Origin of the sequence: Oceanisphaera psychrotolerans (assembly GCF_001870485.1) — a bacterium.
GTDB lineage: Bacteria > Pseudomonadota > Gammaproteobacteria > Enterobacterales > Aeromonadaceae > Oceanimonas > Oceanimonas psychrotolerans.
This window is the reverse complement of record NZ_MDKE01000033.1, coordinates 108243-130357: the sequence shown is the minus strand read 5'-3', so window position 1 is coordinate 130357 and position 22115 is coordinate 108243. Positions and strand designations below refer to the sequence as shown.

The window sequence follows — 22115 nt, the reverse complement described above, 5'->3', positions numbered from 1 at the left end:
TATGGCGCTGACCGGGTTGCTGTTGGCTCTGGTGTGCATCACCCTGGCCCAGTGGTGGCACGGTGGCAGCCTGTGGGGGTTGCTGGACGGCCCTGCCTTGCTGATTGTCTGCGGCGGGACCCTGGGCGCGGTGCTGCTGCAAACCCCCTGGCCTCAGTGCAAGAGTGCGCTCAAGGCACTGACGGCCCTGTTTGGCCAACCGGCCTGGCCGTTTCACGAGCAGGCAGCGCGGTTGCTGCGCTGGTCGAACGAAGCCCGCAAGGGAGGTTTTCTGGCCCTAGAGCCCCAGCTGGAGCATGACGCGCTGGACGACTTTACCCGCCAGGGACTGCAGTGGCTGGTAGACGGCACCGAGCCTGCGGCTCTGGAACAACTGCTGGATAATGAGCTGGACCGTATCGAAGAACAGAAAGAGCTGGAAGCCCGGGTGTTCGAGGCCATGGGCGGCTACAGCCCGACCATCGGCATCATCGGCGCGGTGCTGGGGCTGATCCAGGCGATGTCGAACCTTGAGGACCCGGGCCAGCTGGGCACGGGTATTGCGGTGGCCTTCGTCGCCACCCTGTACGGGGTGGGACTGGCCAACCTGTTGTTGTTGCCGCTGGCCAACCGGTTGCGGGCCATCTACCGGCTGGAGTTGCGCTACCGGGAGCTGACCGCCATCGGCCTGCTGGCCATCGCCCGCGGTGACGGCAGCCTGGCGGTCGGCCGCCAGCTGGCTCAGTATCAGGGGCAGCGGCATTGAAGCGGCGCTCCCTGACCCGGGGGCAGTACAGCGCCGGTCTGGATCGCTGGCTGGTGTCTTATGCGGATTACATGACCCTGGTGTTTGCGCTGTTTGTGGTGCTGTATGCCATTCATGCCAGTAAAACCGAGATTCAGCAGCCATTGATGGACGGCATGCAGCAGGCGATGGTGCGCCTGAGTGGTGAGGCGCTGCCCGAGCAGGCGGTGCTGGCGGCGGTGACGGTGTCTGCCGCGTCTGCCGCCATCGTGACCGACCCGCCGACCTCGCCCGAAGAGGCGGCCCTGGCCAGGCTGAACGCCGAGCTGGCCTCGGCACTGGCGCCCTTGCTCGAGCAACAGCGGGTGGAGCTGGAGCGCGAGGGCGACTGGCTGACCCTGAGCTTTGACGGCAAGCTGCTGTTTGCCAGCGGCAGCGCCTTGCTGGGGCCGAACGCCGATCCGGTACTGAGCCGCATCATGCCGGTGCTGGCACCGGTGAATCATTTTATCCGGGTGCGCGGTTATGCGGACAACCTGCCGGTCAGCAACGAACTCTATGCCTCCAACTGGCAGTTGTCTGCCGAGCGCGCGCGCGGGGTGCTGGAATGGTTGCTTAATCGGGGCATCGCCGCTCCGCGGCTGGCGCTGGAAGCCTTCGGCGAATTTCACCCCAAGGACCGGCAGCTGGGCGAGCGGGGGCGAGCGCGCAACCGGCGGGTCGAAATCGCCATCTCGGCACAGCAGTGGCAGCCCCCAACGGCCCTGCCGTCCCGGCCGCTGACGACCGATGAGAGTCTGTCGTTGCGCCGCTACGAGCTGCCCGGCGGCGGGATACGCATCAGTACAACACAGGACTAATCAGTGATTGTTTGGACAGTAGCAAATCAGAAAGGTGGCGTTGGCAAGACCACGACGGTGGTGGCGCTGGCCGGTTTGCTGGCGCAGCGTCACAAGCGGGTACTGTTGATCGACACCGATCCGCACGGTTCCCTGACCTCCTATCTCGATTATGAATCGGATGCGTTGTCGCACACCCTGTTCGACCTGTTCCAGGCGCCACGGCCCACGCGGGCCTTGTTCGAGCAGGTGGCCCTCAAGACCCGCTTCGAGGGACTGACGCTGTTACCGGCATCCATTTCTCTGGCGACGCTGGAGCGTACCTCCAGCAGCCGGGAAGGCATGGGGCTGGTATTGAAACGCTTGCTGGCCGAGCTGCAGGATGATTTCGATGTCGCCATCATCGACTGCCCGCCGGTGCTGGGAGTGATGATGGTCAATGCCCTGGCCGCCTGTGATCGCATACTGGTGCCGGTACAGACCGAGTTTCTGGCTCTCAAGGGGCTGGAGCGCATGGTCAGCACCTTTGGACTGATGCACAAGGCCAGAAAAGACGGCTTCAACTACACGGTGGTACCGACCATGTACGATCAGCGTACCCGGGCCTCGGTGCAAAGCCTGGACAGCCTGCAACAACAGTATGGTGAACGCCTCTGGCCTTCGGTGATTCCAGTGGACACCAAATTCCGCGATGCCAGCCTGCGCCATGAACCTCCTTCCTATTTCGCCCAGGGCAGCCGGGGGGTTTACGCCTATCAGACCCTGCTGCGTTACCTGTGGCAGCTCGATGGCGTAGAACAGGCCTTATGAATCAACGACAATTTGACGCACTCGACCATTATTTTGGCGCCCTGCTGGAAGAAGAGAGTCCGCAGCCACGGCCGCAACCGGCAGTGGCTGAACCGGTCACGACAACCGTCTTTGCCGAACCGGAGGAGGCAGCGCGGCGTCAGGGGCTGGAAGCCCTGCTGGCCCGGGTGGCCGAGCTGAAAGACAAAGAAGAAGAACCGCTGCCGCCGCTGCTGGCGGAACCCGAGCCGGCGCCTGTGATGCCGCCAGAGCCGGTGCCGACCGAGCCGATGGCGGCACCGGTCGTGGACGAACCGGTCCCGGCGGCCCCCACACCGCCGGTGGCTGCCGAGGAGGCGGCTGCCGCCTGGCGCAACATGGACACCGGCAGCAGCTTTCAGGCCTTGTTTTTCGAGGTGGCGGGCATGACGTTCGCGGTGCCGCTGACCCACCTGGGGGGCATCTATCAGGTGTCCAGACTGACCAGCCTGTTCGGCAAACCGGACTGGTTTGCCGGTGTGATGACCGAACGCCAGCGCCAGCTCTATGTGGTGGATACCGCCCGCTGGGCCATGCCCGGGCATCTGGCCGAAGAAGAATATCAGTACCTGGTGACCCTGGGTGAAAGTAACTGGGGACTGGGTTGTCATCAGCTCAAAGGCACCGCCCTGCTGAGCCGGGATCAGGTAAAATGGCGCGCTATCCCGGGTTCACGGCCCTGGCTGGCGGGCATGGTAAAAGAGAAAATGTGCGCTCTGCTGCATGTGGATGCCTTGATCGGGCTGCTGGAGCAGGGTAAGAATATCGACGGACAACAAGTCTGAGCAGGCATAAGGGTAAGTCTATGAACAGTCATCGCAATGTAGCCGAGAATCTTGCCGAGGGCGAGGTACTGCAGTGGGTCACTTTCCGTCTGGATAACGAAACCTACGGTATCAATGTCATGCAGGTCCAGGAAGTACTGCGCTACAGCGACATCGCACCGGTGCCGGGCGCCCCGGATTACGTGCTGGGCATCGTCAATCTGCGTGGCAACGTGGTGACGGTACTCGATACCCGCCTGCGTTTCGGCCTGCAGCCGGCGGAGGTGACCGACAATACCCGCATCGTGATCATCGAGGCGGAAAAGCAGGTGATCGGCATTCTGGTCGACAGCGTGGCCGAGGTGGTTTATCTCAAGTCGTCAGAAATCGAAAACGCCCCTCATGTGGGCACCAGCGAAAGCGCCAAATTCATTCAGGGCGTCTGTAACCGGGAGCAGGAGTTGCTGATCCTGGTGGATCTGGACAAGCTGCTGTCCGACGATGAATGGGACGAGTTGGGACAGTTGTAATGTGGCTGCAGCCGGCGTTTATACTGGCGCTGCTGGCACTGATGCTGGCCATGATCGCCTTGCTGGTGTCCTGGACCATGTGGCGCCAGAGTCAGCGCAAGCTGGAAGCCATGAGCCGCCTGATGCGCGAGCTGACGCGTACCAGGGACAGCTACCGCAAGCAGATAGAAGAGCTGCAGGCGGTCAATATCGGCCTCGGCAACAAGGTGAGCGAGTTGCACCGTCAGCTGGGGCAGCTCAGCGAGCAACAGCAGGAACTGGCGCTGAAAGACCCTCAGGGCAAGCTCTATAGCCGGGCCACCCGCATGGTGCAGCTGGGCGCCGATATCGACGAGATCATGGCCGAGTGCGAAATGCCGAGGGCGGAGGCCGAACTGCTGCTGTCCCTGCACCGGAAATAAGATGTCTCGTTAACGGGCAGGCGTGAGCCGTCTGGGGAAAAGTAAATGCAGCCCCGATACCGACGTCGGTTTTTTTGTTCGGTTCCCTCTCACATCTGACTCATCACCCCCTTATGCCGGTCGATGTTTCTTTCTGCAAAAATGGGTGCCATGTGCTAGACTGGCGCCCATTTTTTAATGGTCTGAATCCCCACTATGCTTGAAGCCAGATCCTTAACCTGTGTTCGTGAAGAGCGTACCTTGTTCAGTGACTTGTCACTGACGGTGGCGCCCGGCGAGCTGGTGCAGGTGGCCGGGCCCAACGGCGTCGGTAAAACCAGCCTGCTGCGACTGCTGGCCGGCCTGTCCCGGCCCTATGGCGGCGAGGTGTGCTGGCAGGGCGACAATATCGAGCAGCAGAGAGACGACTATCACCAGGATCTGCTCTATCTCGGCCATCAGGCCGGCATCAAACACGAACTGACCGCCTTCGAGAACCTGGCCTTTTTCCGCCGCATGCATCATGCCCGGAGCACCGCCAACCTGTGGGAAATCCTGGCTACAGTGGGATTGGCCGGGTTGGAAGATCAGCCTGCCGGTCAGCTTTCTGCCGGCCAGAAGCGGCGGGTGGCGCTGGCCCGATTGTGGCTGGGCGGTCCCCGGCTGTGGATTCTGGATGAACCCTTTACCGCCATCGACAAGCACGGCGTCCGGGTGCTGGAGCAGCTGTTGCTGGCACATACCGATGCCGGCGGCATGGTGCTGATCACCACCCATCAGGACCTGTCCCTCTGTGCCGGGCGGGTGCGCACCCTGCAGTTGACCCCTTATCAGGAGGAGCCGGCATGAGATCCATGTTTACCGGCGTACTGCGTCGCGAGCTGGTCTCGGCCCTGAGGCGGCGAGCCGACATTCTCAATCCCCTGTGGTTTTTCATTATCGTCATCACCCTGTTTCCGCTGGGTATCGGCCCCGAGCCGACCCTGCTGGCCCGTATCGCCCCCGGCATCGTCTGGGTGGCGGCGTTGTTGTCGTCGCTGCTGGCGCTGGAGCGATTGTTCCGGGACGATTTTATTGACGGTACTCTGGAACAATTAATGCTGATGCCCTGTCCTTTGGGGGTACTGGTGCTGGCCAAGGTACTGGCGCACTGGCTGCTGACCGGTTTGCCGCTGTTGTTGCTGTCGCCGCTGGTGGCGGTGCTGCTGAGCCTGGACATGGTGGGTTTTCAGGCCGTGTTCTGGACCCTGTTGCTGGGCACGCCGATCCTGAGCCTGCTCGGCGCCATCGGGGTGGCGCTGACCGTGGGCATTGGCAAGGGGGGCGTGCTGTTGAGTCTGCTGACGCTGCCGCTGTATATCCCGGTGCTGATCTTCGCCACTTCGGCCATAGAGGCGGCGGCCTTCGGTGCGCCGTACGACGGTCAGCTGGCGATTCTGGCGGCCATGCTGGTGGGCAGCATTACCCTGGCGCCTTTTGCCATCGCATCGGCGCTGAGAGTGAGTGTCAACTAACGGACGTCAAGGTGTCTTGAACGATGAATTTGGGATATCTTGAGCTCTTGTTAAGCAAGTTTATGTAAACAACGTTTAATACAAAAAAAGGTCTGTGAGCAACATGTGGAAATGGTTACATCCCTACGCCAAGGCGGAGCAAGCCTACCGGCTGGCCGGCCTGTGGCTACCCTGGTTTGCCGTGTTCAGTATGGTGTCCTTTATCGTCGGCCTGGCCTGGGGGCTGGCCTTCGCGCCGGCGGATTATCAGCAGGGTGACGCCTTTCGCATCATCTATATTCATGTGCCCTCCGCCATTCTCTCCATGGGCGCCTATTCCTCGATGGCCATCGCCGCCTTTATCGGCTGGTGTGGCAGATCAAGACCGCCGACATGGCGGTGGCGGCCATCGCCCCGGTGGGCGCGGTGTTTACCGCCATCGCGCTCTTTACCGGTGCCGCCTGGGGCAAACCCATGTGGGGGGCCTGGTGGGTGTGGGATGCCCGCCTGACCTCGGAGCTGATCCTGCTGTTCCTCTATCTGGGCGTCATCGCGCTCTACAACGCCATTTCCGACAAGGTGCTGGCCGGCCGTGCCGCCGGTATTCTGGCGCTGGTGGGGGTGATCAACCTGCCCATCATTCACTACTCGGTGGAATGGTGGAACACCCTGCATCAGGGGGCCAGCATTACCAAATTCGACCGGCCGTCTATTTCCAACGACATGCTCTGGCCGCTGTTGATCATGATACTGGCCTTCAGCTGCTTTCTGGGGGCCCTGACCCTGATGCGGCTGCGCAACGAATTGATCCGGCGCGAATCCCATCGTCCCTGGGTGCTGAAACTGGCGGAGGAACAGGATGAAATTTGATAGCTGGTCCGCATTCTGGGCCATGGGCGGCTACGGCTTTTATGTGTGGCTTTCCTTTGGCGTGACCATTCTGGCGCTGGTGGGACTGGTGATATCGACCCGGTCCACCAGAAAAAGCCTGCTGCGTGCAGTGAAACAGAAACAGGCCCGGGCGGCCCGCCGTAAAGCCGCCCAAAAGTTGGAGAATACCTTATGAACCCCAGACGTAAAAAGCGCATGACCCTGCTGCTGGCGGTGGTGCTCGGACTGTCGGTGATGACCGGGCTGGTACTTTATGCCCTGCAGCAGAATATCGACCTGTTCTATACCCCCACCGAGCTGGTACAGGGCAAGGGGGAGGCCAGGGTCAAACCGGAAGTGGGTCAGCGCCTGCGTATCGGCGGCATGGTGGTACCGGGCTCGGTCAGCCGGGATCAGCAGAGTCTCAAGGTCAGCTTCGACCTGGTGGATGCCGGCGGTGAGGTGATCACGGTACGCTTCGACGGCATACTGCCGGACCTGTTCCGGGAAGGGCAGGGCATCGTCGCCCAGGGCCATCTGGACGATGCGCGTACCATCACCGCCTTCGAGGTGCTGGCCAAGCACGATGAAGAATACATGCCGCCGGAAGTGGCAGAAGCGCTCAAGGGAATAGAGCACGTCAAACCCGAATATTCCCAGGAGCAGCTGAAAGGAAGTCGTTCATGATCCCAGAAATAGGTCAGTTCAGCCTGATCCTCGCCCTGGCGGCGAGCCTGATACTGAGTATTTATCCGCTGCTCGGCGCCACTCGCGGCAACGTCGGCATGATGTTGCTGGCGCGGCCGCTGTCCTACGCCATGTTCGGCTTCTTGCTGCTGTCGTTCGGCTGCCTGACCTGGGCTTTCATCGATCACGACTTTACCGTGCTCTATGTGGCCTCCAACTCCAACAGCCTGTTGCCACTGGAGTACCGCATTTCTGCGGTGTGGGGCGCCCATGAAGGCTCCCTGCTGCTGTGGGTGCTGACCCTGGCCGGCTGGACCGCCGCCGTGGCCCGCTTCAGCCGGGCACTGCCGCTGGATGCGGTAGCCCGGGTGCTGAGCGTGATGGGCATGATCGGCGTCGGCTTCCTGTTGTTCGTGATCATCACCTCCAACCCCTTCGAACGCACCCTGCCGTTCTTTCCGGTCGATGGCCGGGACCTGAACCCGCTGCTGCAGGATCCGGGACTGATTTTCCATCCTCCCATGCTTTACATGGGCTATGTGGGTTTCTCCGTGGCCTTCGCCTTCGCCATTGCCTCGCTGATGACCGGCAAGCTGGACTCGGCCTGGGCCCGCTGGTCCCGGCCCTGGACCATGGCCGCCTGGATTTTCCTGACCCTGGGTATCGCACTGGGCTCCTGGTGGGCCTATTACGAGCTGGGCTGGGGCGGCTGGTGGTTCTGGGACCCGGTGGAAAACGCCTCCTTCATGCCCTGGCTGGCCGGTACCGCGCTGATCCACTCGCTGGCGGTGACCGAGAAGAGGGCCACCTTCAAGTCCTGGACGGTGTTGCTGGCGATCATGGCCTTCTCGCTGAGCCTGCTCGGTACCTTTCTGGTGCGCTCCGGGGTGCTGGTGTCGGTGCATGCCTTCGCCTCGGATCCAACCCGCGGACTCTTTATTCTGGTGTTCCTGATGCTGGTGATCGGCGCTTCGCTGCTGCTCTACGCCATCAAGGGCGCCGAGGTCAAGAGTCATGGCAAGCATGAGCTGGCCAGCCGCGAGAGCATGCTGCTCGGCAACAACATCGTGCTGATGGCCGGCCTGGTGGTGGTCTTTATCGGTACCTTGCTGCCCTTGGTACACAAGGAACTGGGGCTGGGCAGCATCAGCATAGGGGCGCCCTTCTTCAACAGTCTCTATGCCTGGCTGATCATTCCCTTCGCCCTGTTGCTGGGCGCCGGCCCCCTGTTTCGCTGGCGCCGCCAGAGCATGCAGGAAATCAACGGCAAGCTGCTGTTTGCGGTGCTGGCCAGTGCGGCCATCGGGGCGTTTTTGCCTGGTATTTTGCCGACAAGTTCGAAGTCTGGGCGGCGGTCGGCCTGGGGCTGGGCGTCTTTATCGTGATCACCAGCCTGCAGGAAACCTGGGTACGGGCCACCCACCGCCATTCGTTTGGCACGGGCATCCGCAAGCTGGGCAACAGTCACTGGGCCATGATCCTCGGTCATATCGGCCTGGCGGTCACCATTATCGGTATCAGCTGCACCCAGCTCTACAGCATAGAGCGGGACGTGCGGATGTCTGCCGGCGACAGCGTCACCTTTTCCGGTTACACCTTTACCTTCGAAGGTACCCGTCAGGCCGATGGCCCCAACTACGAAGGTTTCAAGGGCGTGATTGCGGTGACCAAAAACGGCCGGGAGCTGGGCAAGCTCAAGGCGGAAAAGCGCCTCTATCTGGTGCAGCGCATGCCGATGACCGAAGCCGCCATCAACGCCGGCTTTACCCGCGATCTCTATGCGGCGCTGGGTGAGGAGCTGAATGACGGTGCCTGGGCGGTGCGGCTCTATTACAAGCCCTTTATTCGCTGGATCTGGTTTGGTGCCGTGCTCATGTCCATCGGCGGTGTTATCGCCATGGTCGACAAGCGCTATCGTTTTGGTGGTAAAAAAATGCGGGAGGCCGTATGAATCGTCGAGTCCTGATCCTGTCCATTCCCCTGCTGGTCTTTCTGGGGGGCTGCATTTTCCTGTACAAGGGACTGTTTTCGGACCCGCGCAAGCTGGAGTCGGCCTTGCTGGATCAACCGGTGCCGGAGTTTGCGCTGACGTCGCTGCAGGATCCCGGCCGGCAGTTTACCCGGGAGATCTTCACCGGTAAGCCGATGCTGCTCAACGTTTGGGCCACCTGGTGTCCGACCTGTTATGCCGAGCATGAATACCTCAACGAGCTGAAGGCGAAAGAGGGCATCTACATCGTGGGCATGAACTACAAGGACGAGCGGGAAAAGGCGCTGCGTTGGCTGAAGAACCTGGGTAATCCCTATGCCATCGATCTGTACGATCCCCGCGGCATGCTGGGTCTGGATCTGGGCGTGTACGGTGCCCCCGAGACCTTTCTCATAGACAGTCAGGGGGTGATCCGCTACCGCCACGTGGGCGATGTGAACGAGCAGGTATGGCAACAGACCCTGAAACCCATTTTCGAGCGGATGGAGTAAGACGATGCGTTTGTGCTTTGTGCTGATATTGCTGGCGGGGCTCTGGTTGCCGCCGGCCATGGCCGCCATCGATGTGTATCAATTCGACTCTCCGCAACAGGAAGAGATCTTCCGTGAGCTGACCCGGGAGCTGCGTTGCCCCAAGTGTCAGAACCAGGACATTGCCGACTCCAACGCCGAACTGGCCAAGGATCTGCGTGACAAGACCTACAGCATGTTGCGCGAGGGCAGCAGCAAGGAGGAGGTCATCGATTACATGGTGGCCCGCTACGGCAACTTCATTCTCTACAAGCCACCGGTGATGGCCTCCACCCTGATCCTGTGGTTCGGCCCCGTGCTGGTGATGCTGCTGGGACTGGTCATCGTGCTGGTACGCACCCGCAAGAAAAAGCGCAACGACGCCGACGAGAGCCTGAGCACACAGGAGCGTGAGCGCCTGGCGGATCTGCTGAACAAAGACAAAGAGAGTTGATATGACCTTATTCTGGATCCTCAGCGGCCTGCTGACCCTGCTGCTGGCGCTGGTGATAATACTGCCCCTGACCCGTGGCCGGGCCGAGTCCAGCCGCAGCCGTAACGAACTCAATACCCAGCTGTATCGGCAACGGCTGCAGGAGCTGGAGCAGGACCGGGAACAGGGCCTGCTGGAAGAAGGGGAGTCGGCCACCCAGGAGCTGCAGAAAAGCCTGCTGGATGATGTGGTGACCGAAACCCCGCAACGATACCGCAGCGGTGTCTGGTTGTGGCTGCCGGCGATAGTGATAGCAGCGGTCGTGGCCTATGCGGGTTACTGGCAGCTCGGGGCCTACCCCAAGGTAGTGCAATGGCAGGATAATGCCGCCCGGTTGAGCGAGTTGTCGCGCAAGGTACTGATCGAGCCCGATGGCGAGGTGACCGAGCAGGACATGAAGGATTTGATCCAGTCTCTGCGGACCAAGTTGCATCGGGACGGTGATGACTTCCGTGGCTGGCTGTTGCTGGGGCGACTGACCCTGGAGATGCGCGACGGTGAAACCGCCCGCGATGCGCTGGAAAAGGCACTCAAACTGACCGATAACCCGGATACGGTGATAGTGCCTTACGCCGAGGCACTGGCCATGACCGGAGAGACGCTGCGGGCCGAGAACATGATCAAGGAACTGCTGACCCGGGCCCCGGACAATCTGGAAGCCTGGTCGGTGTTTGCCTTCATGGCGCTGCAGCAGGACGATCTGACCGCCGCCATTGCCCGCTGGCAGCAGATCCTGCAACGGATGTCACCGGATAGCCCCCGCTATGCCATGATTGAACGTTCGGTGGCCTTTGCCGAGCGGCGGCTGGCGGAAACCGATGCGGCACCGGTAACCGGCCCGCGTTTCGAGGTAGAGGTCAATGCCGCCAGCGCCGTGCCTTATCATCCGGGCGCCGTGCTGTTCGTGTATGCGGTGGACGCCCAGGGGGGCGACATGCCGCTGGTGGCCCGTCGCATCGAGCAGCCCTCGTTTCCGCTTACCGTGACCCTGTCCAATGCGGACGCCATGGTGGCCAGCAATAACCTGAGCGGCCGGGATACGGTGGTCATCAAGGCCCGCATCGCGCCCAGCGGCAACGTGGCCGATGCCACCGATGCCTGGGAAGGGCGCAGTGGAATACTCGATACCAGCGAAGACCGTCAGCTGTCGGTGATCATCGACACGCCGCTGTAACGCCAACAGCGCGGTTGTGCCGCTCTGTCATGAGTGATAATAAGATAATAACAAAAGCGATAAGGCTGAAATTATGTGGCGAATATTGATTGTGACGGCGGGAGTCACGCTGACCGGCTGTGCCGCCCATGAGGGCGTGGATGTGCCACGGACCCATGACCCCTTTGCTCCGGCGATACCGGCTGATTATGCCAAATCGACGGCGAATGATGCCCGGGATCCCTTCGAGCCGGTCAACCGTGCCAGCTGGGTCATCAACTACGATGTACTGGACCCCTATGTGGTGCGCCCGGCAGCGCATGCCTATGCGGATTACGTATCCAAGCCGGTCAGAGACGGCTTGCAGAACGTGGTGCTGAACCTGGAAGAACCGGCCAGCTTCGTCAACCATCTGGTGACCGGCGACTTGCCCGGCGCCGGTACCAACCTGGCGCGTTTCGGGGTGAACAGCACCGTCGGTGTGCTGGGTTATTTCGATGTGGCGGAGAAAATGACCCTGTCGCGCCGTAGCAAGGACTTCAGTCAGGTCTTGGGTCAGATGGGCGTCGGCGACGGCCCCTTCCTGATGGTCCCGGCCATGGGTCCGACTACCCTGCGTCAGCTGTCCGGTGACATGGTCGACAGCCTCTATTTCCCTTATGACGTGATGAGTCTGGCCCTGCGTACCGGCAAGTGGGTGCTCGACGGCCTCTATCAGCGCAGCGAGCTGATAGAGCGTGAAGCCATTATCGATAATTCGCTGGATCCCTATGCCCTGACCAAGGATCTCTATCTGCAGTATCAGGACTCCAAGATAGGCAAGGAATTCGAACCCGCCTCCGACGAAGAGCTGGATGCGTTCATGGACGAGATTGACGGGTAAAAGCACATGGGGGAAGGGTGAGGGGGAAGCGGTAAAAGCCAGGCCTTACTCCTTGCCCTCACTCTTTACCCCTCACTTCTCTTTCAGGGCTTTCCGGTGATGCCGCCGCTGACGATAAAGGTGGTCATCTTGCTGGCCGCGACGTCCAGCAGCTGGATCTTGTCCTTGTCGACGATCAGCAGGTTGCCGGCGAAATTATAGGACTGGGGCAGGTAGACGGCGACCTTGCCCGGCAGTCCGAATGTTGTCATGTCTTCCCGGGTAATAAAGCCCAGCAGTTGCACCTCTCCATTCATCAGGCTGACCGCCACCGGCTTGTTGAAGCGTTTGTTATCCCCGATCAGCGCATTGAACAGATCTCGCAGCGAGTTGTACAGCATCTTGACCAGCGGGATCCGGGTTAGCACGCTGTCGAACAGCGACAAAAAGAAACGACCGAGATAGAAAGAGGCGAACATGCCGGTCAGGATAATGACCGCCAGAGTCAGCAAGCCACCGGCCAGGTCGGCGATCCAGCCGGCTTCCAGTGCCGGAAATACCGTTTGCAGCAGCGAGCCCAGAGCCGAAAACAGGGTCTGGTTGAGCATGGTGAAAATCAGGTAAACCAGATACACCGTCAACACGAAGGGCAGCAGGATCAGCAGACCCTGAAAGAAAAAACGGAGAAGTCGTTGCATCGATGGGCTCCGGCAAGAGGGGCGAGCATCATGGCAGATCCGGGTAGGAATGACAGCTGAAAATAACGGCCTGATGTCAGGCTGAGTCGTGCCTCGCCGGGGGGTTAGCGACCGCCGTTGAGCCGACGAAAGAAGCACCACCATCTGCGATGCCAGGGCGGTCTGAATTTCCGGCTTTGTTCGGCGGCAAACAGTGCCTTGTGCAGCAGCATGGCGCTGGGCCGGTAGCCATAATGCCGTGCCCAGCTCTGGCCTACCTCATCGATAATCAGCCGGCACTGGTGATCATAGAGGGTGTCGTGATTATAGGACGGCGGACTCTGGCGATAATCGACGGCGTAGTAGTCGAGAATACGCCGAAAGCTGGTGACCAGGTGCTGGTATTCGTGTTGGTTCATGGTTGCTCCTCGCTGGTATCAAGTATACGCCGCGGCAGTGCTTTTCTGGCTCTTTTATACGCACTTGGCCCCCACCGCATAAAATAACCGATTTTTGCGTGATATCAGGCTTTGCAAGGCGGCCCGGCCTTGGTAAGGTGAAAGCGGTTGCGTAAGAAAGAAATAACTGGATGTCAAATTTGTCTCTGTTTTTCTTTTTATTTGGTTGTAATGTTTTGTTTACAAGTGAGGATGTCATCATGCAGAAAGACACACTGAATAATATCCATATCCAATCCGAGAAGGTGATGATCACCCCGGCGGAGCTGAAAGCCAAGCTGCCGATTTCCAGCCAGGCACTGGAATTCGTCGGTCAGTCCCGGCAGACTATTTCAGATATTATTCAGCGCAAGGATCATCGCCTGCTGGTGATCTGTGGTCCCTGCTCCATTCACGATATCGACGCAGCCAAAGAGTACGCAACCCGCCTCAAGAAACTGCATGATGACTACCGTGACAGCCTTTATATCGTGATGCGCGTCTATTTCGAAAAGCCGCGCACCACCGTCGGTTGGAAAGGCTTTATCAACGATCCTCACCTGGACGGCAGCTTTGACATCGAACAGGGCCTGCACAAGGCTCGCGAACTGCTGTGCTGGCTGGCCGAGCTGGAACTGCCGCTGGCCACCGAAGCGCTGGACCCGATCAGTCCCCAGTACCTGGCCGAACTGTTCTCCTGGTCGGCCATCGCGCCCGCACCACCGAATCCCAGACTCACCGGGAAATGGCCTCCGGCCTGTCGATGCCGGTGGGCTTCAAGAACGGGACCGATGGTAATCTGGGTACCGCCATCAACGCTCTGAAGGCGGCGGCGGAATCCCATGCCTTCATGGGCATCAACCAGGAAGGACAGGTCGCCTTGCTGGTCACCCAGGGCAACCCGGACGGTCATGTGATACTGCGCGGCGGCAAGCAGCCCAACTACGACTCGGTCAATGTTTCTCTGGCGGAAAAGGCCATGACATCTGCCGGCCTGGCCCCCAGTCTGGTGGTGGACTGCAGCATGGTAATTCCAACAAGGATTACAGCCTGCAGCCGCTGGTCACCGAAAACGTGGTGCATCAGATCCAGGAAGGGAACAAGTCCATTCTCGGCATCATGCTGGAGTCGCATCTGCATGAGGGCAATCAGTCCAGCGAACAGCCGCGTAGCGAAATGCGTTACGGGGTGTCGATCACCGATGCCTGTATCGACTGGGATACTACCGCCGAACTGCTGGCCGGTTGCTATCAGCAGCTGGCCGGGCCCCTGAAGGCCCGGATCGGCTGAATGCCGCTCTGTTGTGCGTGTCTGAGTGATTAAATAGTGCCGTTTGACGGCCAGCGGTGACTGTCCCCGCTGGTGGTTCACAGGCATAATGGAGCACCGTGTCCGGGAAGGGCCGGTGCTTTTGTAATTGGGATGGGATCAATGGTAGATGAATTAGCTGTCCTGCGGGATCAGATAGACGAAGTTGACCAGCAGCTGGTCGAGCTGTTTGCCCGCCGGCTGAAGCTGGTGGCGGGAGTGGGTGAAGTCAAGAGCCGTCAGGGGGTGCCGATTTATGCGCCCGACCGGGAAGCGGCCATGCTGGCCCGACGCCGGGCCGAAGCCGAAGCGCGGGGCGTGCCGCCGGACCTGATTGAAGATGTATTGCGCCGGGCCATGCGCGAGTCATACGCCAGTGAAAAAGACACCGGCTTCAAGTGCATGAACCCCGAACTGAACAAGGCGGTGGTGATCGGTGGCGCCGGTCAGCTGGGTGGCCTGTTCGCGCACCTGCTGACCCTGTCCGGCTATCCGGTGGAGATCCTGGAAAAAGACGACTGGGCGCGGGCCGAGCAGATGCTGACCGGCGCAGGCCTGGTAGTGGTAGCGGTCCCCATCGACCAGACGGTGGCGGTGATCGAGCGTCTGCCCAGGTTGGCCGACGACTGCCTGCTGGTCGATTTGACCAGCATCAAGGCCGAGCCGCTGGCGACCATGATGAAGGTGCACAGCGGCCCCGTGCTGGGACTGCATCCCATGTTTGGACCCGATGTGTCCAGCCTGGCCAAACAGGTGATCATCTACAGTGCAGGCCGCGGAGGTGAGCAGTATGAATGGCTGCTGGCCCAGATGCGCATCTGGGGCGCCCGCCTGCAGGCAGTCAATGCCGAAGAGCACGACAAGGCCATGAGCCTGGTACAGGCGCTGCGCCACTTCACCAGCTTTGCCTACGGTGCCCACCTTTGTGCCGAGCAGGCGGATCTGGCGCAGCTGTTGCGGCTGAGTTCGCCCATTTACCGGCTGGAGCTGGCGATGGTGGGTCGGTTGTTTGCCCAGGATCCGGTACTCTATGCCGACATCATTCTGTCGTCGCCCGGCAACCTGGAGATGATCCGCCGCTATCATCGTCGCTTCGGTGAGCTGCTGGAGCAACTGGAGCAGGGCAAGCGCGATGCCTTCGTGCAGCAGTTTGCCACCGTCAGCGAGTTTTTCGGCGATTATGCCGGTACCTTCCTCAAGGAAAGCCGCATGTTGCTGGCCCAGGCCAACGACAGCCGCCATCATGCGGATTGATGGTGCAAGGTGTGAAAGGTATGTGAGGGGTTAGGTGTGAGGCGTAAGGGGAAGCGCCGAAGCCTGAAACTAAAAACGGCGCCGAGCAATCGGCGCCGTTTTTGATCCTTAATCCCGATACAGGCGTTGAGCCAGTTGCTGCAACGGGGCCATGCCGTCATTTTCGTTCAGGGTAATGCAGAACCCCAGGACGCCGGCCTCTTTCAGGGCGTGGCCCAGCTCGGGCAGCAGGCTGTCCTGACCTTGTAGCCGGCTGAGCAGGGGCAGGTGAGTCTGTTGCTGCAGATGCAGCAATTCGGGCAGGGCGAGACTCCGGGTATCGAGCAGCGCCAGTTGTTGATTGCCTTCGGCCAGGATCTGCTCGGCCTCGGCCAGGGTCTGCTCCAGGCTGTCTGCCAGCGGCAGCAACACCGGCCGGGTGCAGCGGCCGGCGGCAGTCAGCAGTTCGTCGCGCCGGCCTTCGATGGGCTGCAGCAGCAGTACATCGAGTGATTCTGCCGCCCGGCCCAATTGTTCCGGAGTGTGGACCGTGGTCATGGCGGCCAGATCGAAGCGGGCCGCCGTTTCGCGCAGTTGCTGCAAATGCTGTTGTTGCTGTTGACTGTCACCCGAGTCGAAACAGGGGGCTGCCAGCACCTGACCGCCGTGTTCCTTCAGACGACGAGCCTCTTCCGTCAGGGAAGGGTGCTCGGGCCAGGCCGGCAACATGGCTGCCAGCAGCGGTTCCTGCCGGCTCAGGCAGAAGCGGCCTACCTGCAACGGGGCCGCCGTACGCCTGTCGTCCCGGTGGCGAGCTTCTGTCGACGGAGGAGTGAGGCTCCCCTGGCTCAGTGCCTTGGAGGAGAGGCGGGTAGGTGCCACCTCGGCACTGGGATAGCAGCCCAGGATCTTGATGAAGCGGGTGATCTGCCCCAGCTCCTTCAGTGCCGCCTGCATCTCGGTACTGTTGACATTGGCGGCCACGTCCACATAGAACATCTCTTCCCAGGGATTACCGATAATGGGGCGGGATTCGAGTTTGGTCATGGTGATGTGATGGCTGCGCAGCACCAGCAGGGCTTCCACCAGGCGCCGCTTTGCTGGCCGGTCGACATGATGAAGCTGGTTTTGGCGGGAATTTGTGCCGCCACTTCCACCGGTTTGCGCGCCACCACGATAAAGCGGGTCATGTTCTGCTTCTGGTTGGCCAGGCCGCGTACCAGGGGCTTGAGACCGTGCAACTCACCGCCGTCGGCACTGCCCATGGCACCGATATCGGCGCGTTTGAGCTCTGCCACCAGCTCCATGGCGTTGGAGGAGGCGGCACAGAATTCGACCTTGACGCCCGGCAGTGTCTTCAGATACTGGGAGCACTGCTGATATACCTGAGGATGGGTGTAAAGGGTCTTCAGCTTGCTGACATCGGTATCTACCGCCACCAGCAGGCAGTGCTCTATCGGCTGCGTCAGTTCGCCGACGATGGACAGGCTGGTGTGCTGCATCAGATCGAAGACGTCGTTGATGGCACCCGAGCTGGTATTTTCGATGGGCAGTATGCCGTATTGGGCCTGACCGGATTCGACGGTGTCGAAAATCTGCTGAAAGGTCTCGCAGTTGTGTTCGACCAGCGGCGCCTGAAAACGGGACAGATAGTTGCGGGCGGCCATGTTGGAGTAGGACCCCCGCAGGCCGAGAAAGGCCACACTGATGGCGGGTACCTTGTCCTGCGGGTTGAGCAGATCCTGCAGCAGCGCCTGTTGCGACAGCACCGAATCTTCGATGATGGTGTGATAGAGCCGGGTGACGTAATGGGCATCCAGGCCGAGTTGTCGGCCCTGATTGATCAGCTCCACCAGCAGCGCCTGCTCACGTACCTGATCCCGTATCGGTCTCGGATTCTCCAGTTTGCTGCGGGCCACGTCCAGGCTCAGGGCCTTGCGTCTGGCCAGCAGGCTCAGCAGTTCCTTGTCCAGGCGGCTGATGTTGGTTCTGATCTCATCCAGATTCATGAATAGGGCTTCCCTTATTACCTAAAAAAGTATCACCGAAAAAGTGTCACCTAATAAAAAAGCCTCCCGGTGGGAGGCTTGTCTGTTCGTCTTTTGCTTATCTCTTGCCAGACCAGATGCCGCCCCGTTTATGATGCAAACAAGCAGGATGCGAAAAAGAAGCGAAAGAAAAACAGGGATACGGACACGGCAGTTCTCAAAATTGGTAAATACCCTGATAGGAATACTGAAAAGCGATGGCGCTGGCAAGCCTTTTCGGGAATTTTTGGCAAAGAGGCGTGACAGGCAGGCAAAAGGCGGTAAATGGTCGTTTTGCCACTTACCGCCTATTGCGGTTCCGGTTCAGATATCAGCGGATCAGGAGGGGCAACACAGCTCCCGAGCCGGGTGGGTTACTCTTCTTCTTCCACGACGACCGGCTGAGCGGCGTGGGTACGTTGGGCCAGCGGTTTGTCGGCATAACGGTTCAGCTGGCGTTCCAGCCGTTGTCCCAGTTCCTTGATGGCCGCGTACAGGTTTTCATCTTCTGCCTGGGCAAAGAGGGTATCGTTGGGGACACCGGCGTTCGCCTCCACCAGATAGTTTTGTCCCTCTTTCTGAATGATCACATGGGGGTTGATTAGCGCAACCTGGCGCCGGTTCAACTTCTCGAAGCGACTTTCAATCCGTTCACGGATAGCGGGAGAAATGTCGATAACGTTGCTGGTAATGGTAATGGACATAAAGACCCCCTGAGTGTTGCTTGGTATGTGTACCACTTCTTGTGTACGGCTTCAGATTAACCCGGCAGCGATTTAATTTTGTGATCTGTGTCAACTTTTCATGGCCCATCCCCCGTCGCGGCCAAAATCTGTGATCGGAACGCCGCTACCGCCACAAACCCCTTGTCAGGGAGCGGTGAAACAGGTCAGACTCGATCGGATAAGTCTCTCTCCCTGCCAACGGATTCTCCCGATTTACCCCGGTATAGTTGTCCTGCCTGACACCGTCTTGCCTGAATCTTCCGCCCGAACAGAGAATTTCTCGTCCCCCATTGGCAGTGTTGCCACTATTCCTTAGGATAGCGCTCTACAACGCCATATTAGGGAGTGCGCCGTGAAAGGCTGGTTGGGAGTGGGACTGTTGCTGTTAAGCCTGGGTGTCAGCGTTCAGGCCTCGCCATTGCGCGAGCAGTACCGGCAGGCCGAGCAGGCGCTGAAAAGTAACGACATTGCCGCCTACAAACGGCTGCGCCAGGGACTGGATGCTTATCCCTTGACGGTTTATCTGGATTATCAATATCTGGATGACCGGATGGCACAGCTGACCACGGCGCAGCTCACCCAGTTCATGAGTCGGCATTCCGATTCCTTGCTGGCAGACCGACTCGAACGCCGCTACCTGTTCCGGCTGGCGCGGGAGCAGCGCTGGCAGGAGTTTCTGGCACTCTATCCTGCCTTGCCCAACAGCATCGAATTGCAGTGCGCCCATTACCGGGCCAAGTGGGCAACGGGTGACCGGGCCACGGCCATCGCCGGTGCCGAGCGGCTGTGGTTGCACGGCTATTCCCGCCCCGATATCTGCAACCCGTTGTTTGATGCCTGGAGCAGCATAGGTGGGCGTAGCGATGAACACATCTGGCAGCGAATGTTGCTGGCATTTGAGCACCGTCAGGATGGCCTGCTGAGTTACCTTGGCCGCCAGTTGAGCACCTCCGCCCGGCCAGACGGGGAGTTTCTGCTGTCCCTCGACAAGGATCCCGAGCAACTGGCTGGCTCCCGGCTGCTCGGCGCCGACAATACGCGCCGCAAGACGGCAGTGGCCTCGGCCCTGACCCGGCTGGCGGACAGCAAACCCGAGCTGGTGATGAGCCTTTACCCCAAATATCAGCGTCAGGCCGGCCTGAGCCAGCAGCTGGTTGCCGGCATTGAACGGCAACTGGCCCGGAGATTGATGTTTAATCGCACCCGGGATTACCGCAGCTGGCTCGACAGCCGTCTGCCGGTCGTGGGCGATGCAGATTTGTTCGAGCTGCGAGCCCGGCTGGCGATCTGGGAGCAGGACTGGGGCAGCCTGCCCGGCTGGATTGACCGCCTGCCGGCATCCGCGCAGCAGGACAGCCGCTGGCAATATTGGCGAGGCCGGGCGCTGAAGGCGCAAAACCGTCACGCCGAGGGCGACAAGGCCTGGCAGCAGGCGGCCGGTAACCGGGACTACTATGGCTTCCTGGCGGCGCAGCAGGGGCGACATCAGTACTCATTGCAGAAGAAACCCCTGGTGTCGGCGCCGTCTCCGAGTCAGGCCCGTTTGCAGTGGCCGGCGGTGTCACGGGTGGAAGAATGGCTGGCGCTGGGCGACAAGACGGCGGCACGCACCGAATGGTACCACCTGCTGGGCCGGGTCACCGAAGCCGAGGGACTGGCGCTGGGCAGCCTCGCCCTGAGTCGGGGCTGGTACGATAAATCCATCGTGGCCAGCATCCAGATCCGCGCCTGGGATCATCTTGATCTGCGTTTCCCGGTGGTATACCGGGAACTATTCCAGCGCCAGGCCCGGCGGCTGGGGCTGGATGAAGCCACACTGTTTGCCATCGCCCGCCAGGAAAGTGCCTTTTATGCTCAGGCCCGCTCGCCGGTGGGCGCCGGTGGCCTGATGCAGCTGATGCCGGCAACCGCCAAAGAAACCGCCCGCAAGCACGGCATCGATGACTATCGATATCCGGCCGATGTGTATCGCCCCGAGGTGAACGTACAGCTGGGTTCCAGCTACTTCAAGGAGCTGCTGGGCCGTTACAACAACAACCGGGTGCCGGCCATTGCCGCCTACAATGCGGGCCCGGGCCGCATCAATCGCTGGCTGAAGGAGAGCGGCAGTCGCCCGCTGGATGTGTGGGTAGAAAACATTCCTTACCGGGAAACCCGGGGTTATGTGCAGAATGTGCTGGCATTTTCGGTGATTTATCAGGATATGCTGGGGCAGCCGAAGGTATTTCTGACTCCGAAGGAGCTGGGTGATGTCTACTGAGCGTATTGTCATTCTGGGGCTGGGCTGGCTGGGGGAGCCGCTGGCGAAGACACTGCAGGCCCAGGGCTATCGGGTGGCCGGTACCACCACCTCAGAGTCCAAGGCCGAACGCCTGCGCCGAGCGGGCATCGGCGTACAGGTGTGGGACATCAACGAGCCCCTGCCGCAGGCCTGGCCGGCCGCACTGGCGGCACAGACCCTGGTGCTGTGCGTGCCGCCAGGCAAGGTGGATGATTACGCCACCACCCTGGGGCGGGTGGCGGCCCTGGCCGCCGAGGCGGGAGTGCAGCGACTGCTGTTTACCAGTGCCACCTCGGTCTATGGCGGTCTCGGCAACAAGACCGAGGCCGATGCCGCTCCGGACTCCCCCCGGGGCGAGCGGATGCTGGCGGCGGAGCAGGCGGTACGCCACAGCGGTATTGCACAGGTACTGTGTCTGCGGTTGTCGGGGCTGGTCGGCGGCAGCCGGGAGCCGGGTCGCTTCCTGGCCGGGCGCCGTTTCGAGGGCGGTGACGAGCCGGTCAATCTGGTGGCGCAGGAAGATCTGCTGCGTTTCATCCCCGCCATTCTGGCCCGTGAGGACTGGCCGGCGGTGCTCAACGCAAGTGCGCCGCATCACCCCAGCCGGCGCGACTTTTATACCGAGGCGGCCTTGTTGCGCGACTTGCCGCCGCCGCAATTCGACGGCGGCGGCGAGGGCAAGTGCATCGACGGCAGTGCCCTCAGTGGCTGGCTGGGTCTCGATTATTGGGTAACGGACTGGTTTGCGTGGCTGGCCGCGCGTAAGGCTCGGGATTAATCAAGGGGGCCAGCGCCAGGATCAGGGCGTCCCGGTAGACCCGGCGTCGGTCCAACAGGTTGTGTGTCAGGACCCCGATGGCCCCGCCCTGCTGTTTGCAGTTGCTCAGGTTGAACAAGCGGTCCATGGCCTGGCCCAGTTCTTCTCCCTCGGCGACCGCCCGGGCGACGAAAGGGGGCAGGGTCAGGCTGGCGCTGCGGGCGGCGTTATCCAGCCCGTGACCCAGCACCTGCAGCCAGGCGAAGGTGATGCTCTGCTGCTGCAACCGTTCGATGCCGGCTTCCATACCAATCCACAGCTCTGCCTCGGGCCGGGCCGCGCGGGCCGCCAGCGCCCGGTTGCGGGCACCGGTCAGGGTTTCCGTATCGCTCATCGGTTGTTCGGCAACGCCGGACGGCACGGCCAGGCCGCTCAGTTGACAGTCCCGGTCCGGGAACAACAGCGCCAGCGCCTGGCGGGCGGCTTCGATTTTGGCCGGATTGAGTGATGCCACTACTACCTTCATGAAACACCTTTTGACGTTGAAA

General features: G+C 60.8%; 21 protein-coding genes, 4 pseudogenes and 1 other annotated feature. Of the genes and pseudogenes, 20 read left to right on the top strand and 5 right to left on the bottom strand.

The genetic code is table 11. From position 1 onward, the window contains the following. The first annotated feature begins 1 nt into the window (after window position 1). The 16 genes and pseudogenes from BFR47_RS12175 to BFR47_RS12100 all read left to right on the top strand — a co-directional run bounded on the left by BFR47_RS12175 (window position 2) and on the right by BFR47_RS12100 (window position 12143). Complete coding sequence (locus tag BFR47_RS12175) at window positions 2-745, top strand: flagellar motor protein (RefSeq protein WP_071473314.1); 744 nt, start codon at window positions 2-4, stop codon at window positions 743-745. Then, entirely contained in the window at window positions 742-1584 is an 843-nt protein-coding gene (locus BFR47_RS12170) for an OmpA family protein (protein ID WP_071473313.1), read from the top strand. The genes BFR47_RS12175 and BFR47_RS12170 overlap by 4 nt, the downstream gene beginning before the upstream one ends. 3 nt (window positions 1585-1587) lie before the next feature. Continuing rightward, window positions 1588-2373, top strand: a complete 786-nt coding sequence (locus BFR47_RS12165; RefSeq protein WP_071473312.1) for a ParA family protein — start codon at window positions 1588-1590, stop codon at window positions 2371-2373. Further along, window positions 2370-3176, top strand: a complete 807-nt coding sequence (locus BFR47_RS12160; RefSeq protein WP_071473311.1) for a chemotaxis protein CheW — start codon at window positions 2370-2372, stop codon at window positions 3174-3176. The genes BFR47_RS12165 and BFR47_RS12160 overlap by 4 nt, the downstream gene beginning before the upstream one ends. Window positions 3177-3196: 20 nt before the next feature. Beyond that, a complete protein-coding gene (locus tag BFR47_RS12155) occupies window positions 3197-3685 on the top strand; it encodes a chemotaxis protein CheW (protein ID WP_071473310.1) in 489 nt (162 codons plus the stop codon). Further along, a complete protein-coding gene (locus BFR47_RS12150; protein ID WP_071473309.1) occupies window positions 3685-4086 on the top strand; it encodes a DUF2802 domain-containing protein in 402 nt (133 codons plus the stop codon). Before BFR47_RS12155 ends, BFR47_RS12150 begins: the two co-directional genes overlap by 1 nt. Before the next feature lie 195 nt (window positions 4087-4281). Further along, a complete protein-coding gene (gene ccmA, locus BFR47_RS12145) occupies window positions 4282-4914 on the top strand; it encodes a cytochrome c biogenesis heme-transporting ATPase CcmA (protein WP_071473308.1) in 633 nt (210 codons plus the stop codon). Beyond that, window positions 4911-5579 carry a heme exporter protein CcmB gene (ccmB, locus tag BFR47_RS12140; protein WP_071473307.1) on the top strand — a complete coding sequence of 223 codons (669 nt, stop codon included), beginning with the start codon at window positions 4911-4913 and terminating at the stop codon, window positions 5577-5579. Before ccmA ends, ccmB begins: the two co-directional genes overlap by 4 nt. A 190-nt stretch (window positions 5580-5769) precedes the next feature. Continuing rightward, window positions 5770-6428: pseudogene (locus BFR47_RS12135) on the top strand (heme ABC transporter permease). Next, a complete protein-coding gene (ccmD, locus tag BFR47_RS12130) occupies window positions 6418-6624 on the top strand; it encodes a heme exporter protein CcmD (RefSeq protein WP_071473306.1) in 207 nt (68 codons plus the stop codon). Before BFR47_RS12135 ends, ccmD begins: the two are co-directional and overlap by 11 nt. Beyond that, a complete protein-coding gene (gene ccmE, locus BFR47_RS12125; RefSeq protein WP_071473305.1) occupies window positions 6621-7115 on the top strand; it encodes a cytochrome c maturation protein CcmE in 495 nt (164 codons plus the stop codon). The genes ccmD and ccmE overlap by 4 nt, the downstream gene beginning before the upstream one ends. Beyond that, a pseudogene (locus tag BFR47_RS12120) lies at window positions 7112-9066 on the top strand (heme lyase CcmF/NrfE family subunit). Before ccmE ends, BFR47_RS12120 begins: the two are co-directional and overlap by 4 nt. Continuing rightward, entirely contained in the window at window positions 9063-9596 is a 534-nt protein-coding gene (locus BFR47_RS12115; protein ID WP_071473304.1) for a DsbE family thiol:disulfide interchange protein, read from the top strand. The pseudogene BFR47_RS12120 and the gene BFR47_RS12115 overlap by 4 nt, the downstream one beginning before the upstream one ends. Window positions 9597-9600: 4 nt before the next feature. Then, window positions 9601-10068: a cytochrome c-type biogenesis protein gene (locus BFR47_RS12110; protein ID WP_071473303.1), complete on the top strand. Its 468-nt coding sequence runs from the start codon at window positions 9601-9603 to the stop codon at window positions 10066-10068. Between the two features lies 1 nt (window position 10069). Beyond that, entirely contained in the window at window positions 10070-11281 is a 1212-nt protein-coding gene (ccmI, locus tag BFR47_RS12105; protein ID WP_071473302.1) for a c-type cytochrome biogenesis protein CcmI, read from the top strand. A gap of 73 nt (window positions 11282-11354) precedes the next feature. Further along, entirely contained in the window at window positions 11355-12143 is a 789-nt protein-coding gene (locus BFR47_RS12100; protein ID WP_083399118.1) for an MlaA family lipoprotein, read from the top strand. 83 nt (window positions 12144-12226) lie between these two features. Here the strand turns inward: BFR47_RS12100 and BFR47_RS12095 are convergent, their stop codons facing one another. Then, on the bottom strand, window positions 12227-12820 hold the full coding sequence (locus BFR47_RS12095; protein WP_071473300.1) for a DUF502 domain-containing protein: 594 nt from the start codon (window positions 12818-12820) through the stop codon (window positions 12227-12229). 104 nt (window positions 12821-12924) lie between these two features. Next, the gene (locus BFR47_RS12090; protein ID WP_071473299.1) at window positions 12925-13218 is read right to left on the bottom strand and encodes a hypothetical protein; all 294 of its coding nucleotides are present in this window, start codon (window positions 13216-13218) and stop codon (window positions 12925-12927) included. A gap of 239 nt (window positions 13219-13457) precedes the next feature. Here BFR47_RS12090 and BFR47_RS12085 point away from each other — a divergent pair. After that, window positions 13458-14526, top strand: a pseudogene (locus tag BFR47_RS12085) (3-deoxy-7-phosphoheptulonate synthase). 141 nt (window positions 14527-14667) lie between these two features. Next, a complete protein-coding gene (tyrA, locus tag BFR47_RS12080; protein WP_071473298.1) occupies window positions 14668-15798 on the top strand; it encodes a bifunctional chorismate mutase/prephenate dehydrogenase in 1131 nt (376 codons plus the stop codon). An 849-nt stretch (window positions 15799-16647) separates the two neighbouring features. Here the strand turns inward: tyrA and BFR47_RS18720 are convergent. Both BFR47_RS18720 and hpf read right to left on the bottom strand, forming a co-directional pair. Continuing rightward, window positions 16648-17786, bottom strand: a pseudogene (locus BFR47_RS18720) (chorismate mutase); the annotation flags it as partial. A gap of 52 nt (window positions 17787-17838) precedes the next feature. Next, window positions 17839-17975, bottom strand: a sequence feature (Phe leader region). A gap of 203 nt (window positions 17976-18178) precedes the next feature. Next, on the bottom strand, window positions 18179-18508 hold the full coding sequence (gene hpf / locus BFR47_RS12070; RefSeq protein WP_071473297.1) for a ribosome hibernation-promoting factor, HPF/YfiA family: 330 nt from the start codon (window positions 18506-18508) through the stop codon (window positions 18179-18181). A 373-nt stretch (window positions 18509-18881) separates the two neighbouring features. Here hpf and BFR47_RS12065 point away from each other — a divergent pair, with 373 nt between their 5' ends. Both BFR47_RS12065 and BFR47_RS12060 read left to right on the top strand, forming a co-directional pair. After that, window positions 18882-20789 (top strand): transglycosylase SLT domain-containing protein, encoded by a 1908-nt coding sequence (locus BFR47_RS12065; protein WP_245748914.1) that lies wholly within the window; start codon window positions 18882-18884, stop codon window positions 20787-20789. Continuing rightward, window positions 20779-21588, top strand: a complete 810-nt coding sequence (locus BFR47_RS12060; protein WP_071473295.1) for an NAD(P)H-binding protein — start codon at window positions 20779-20781, stop codon at window positions 21586-21588. Before BFR47_RS12065 ends, BFR47_RS12060 begins: the two co-directional genes overlap by 11 nt. Here the strand turns inward: BFR47_RS12060 and yjjX are convergent. Next, complete coding sequence (yjjX, locus tag BFR47_RS12055; protein WP_071473294.1) at window positions 21512-22093, bottom strand: inosine/xanthosine triphosphatase; 582 nt, start codon at window positions 22091-22093, stop codon at window positions 21512-21514. The two genes, BFR47_RS12060 and yjjX, sit on opposite strands and share 77 nt — an antisense overlap. Window positions 22094-22115: the final 22 nt, after the last annotated feature.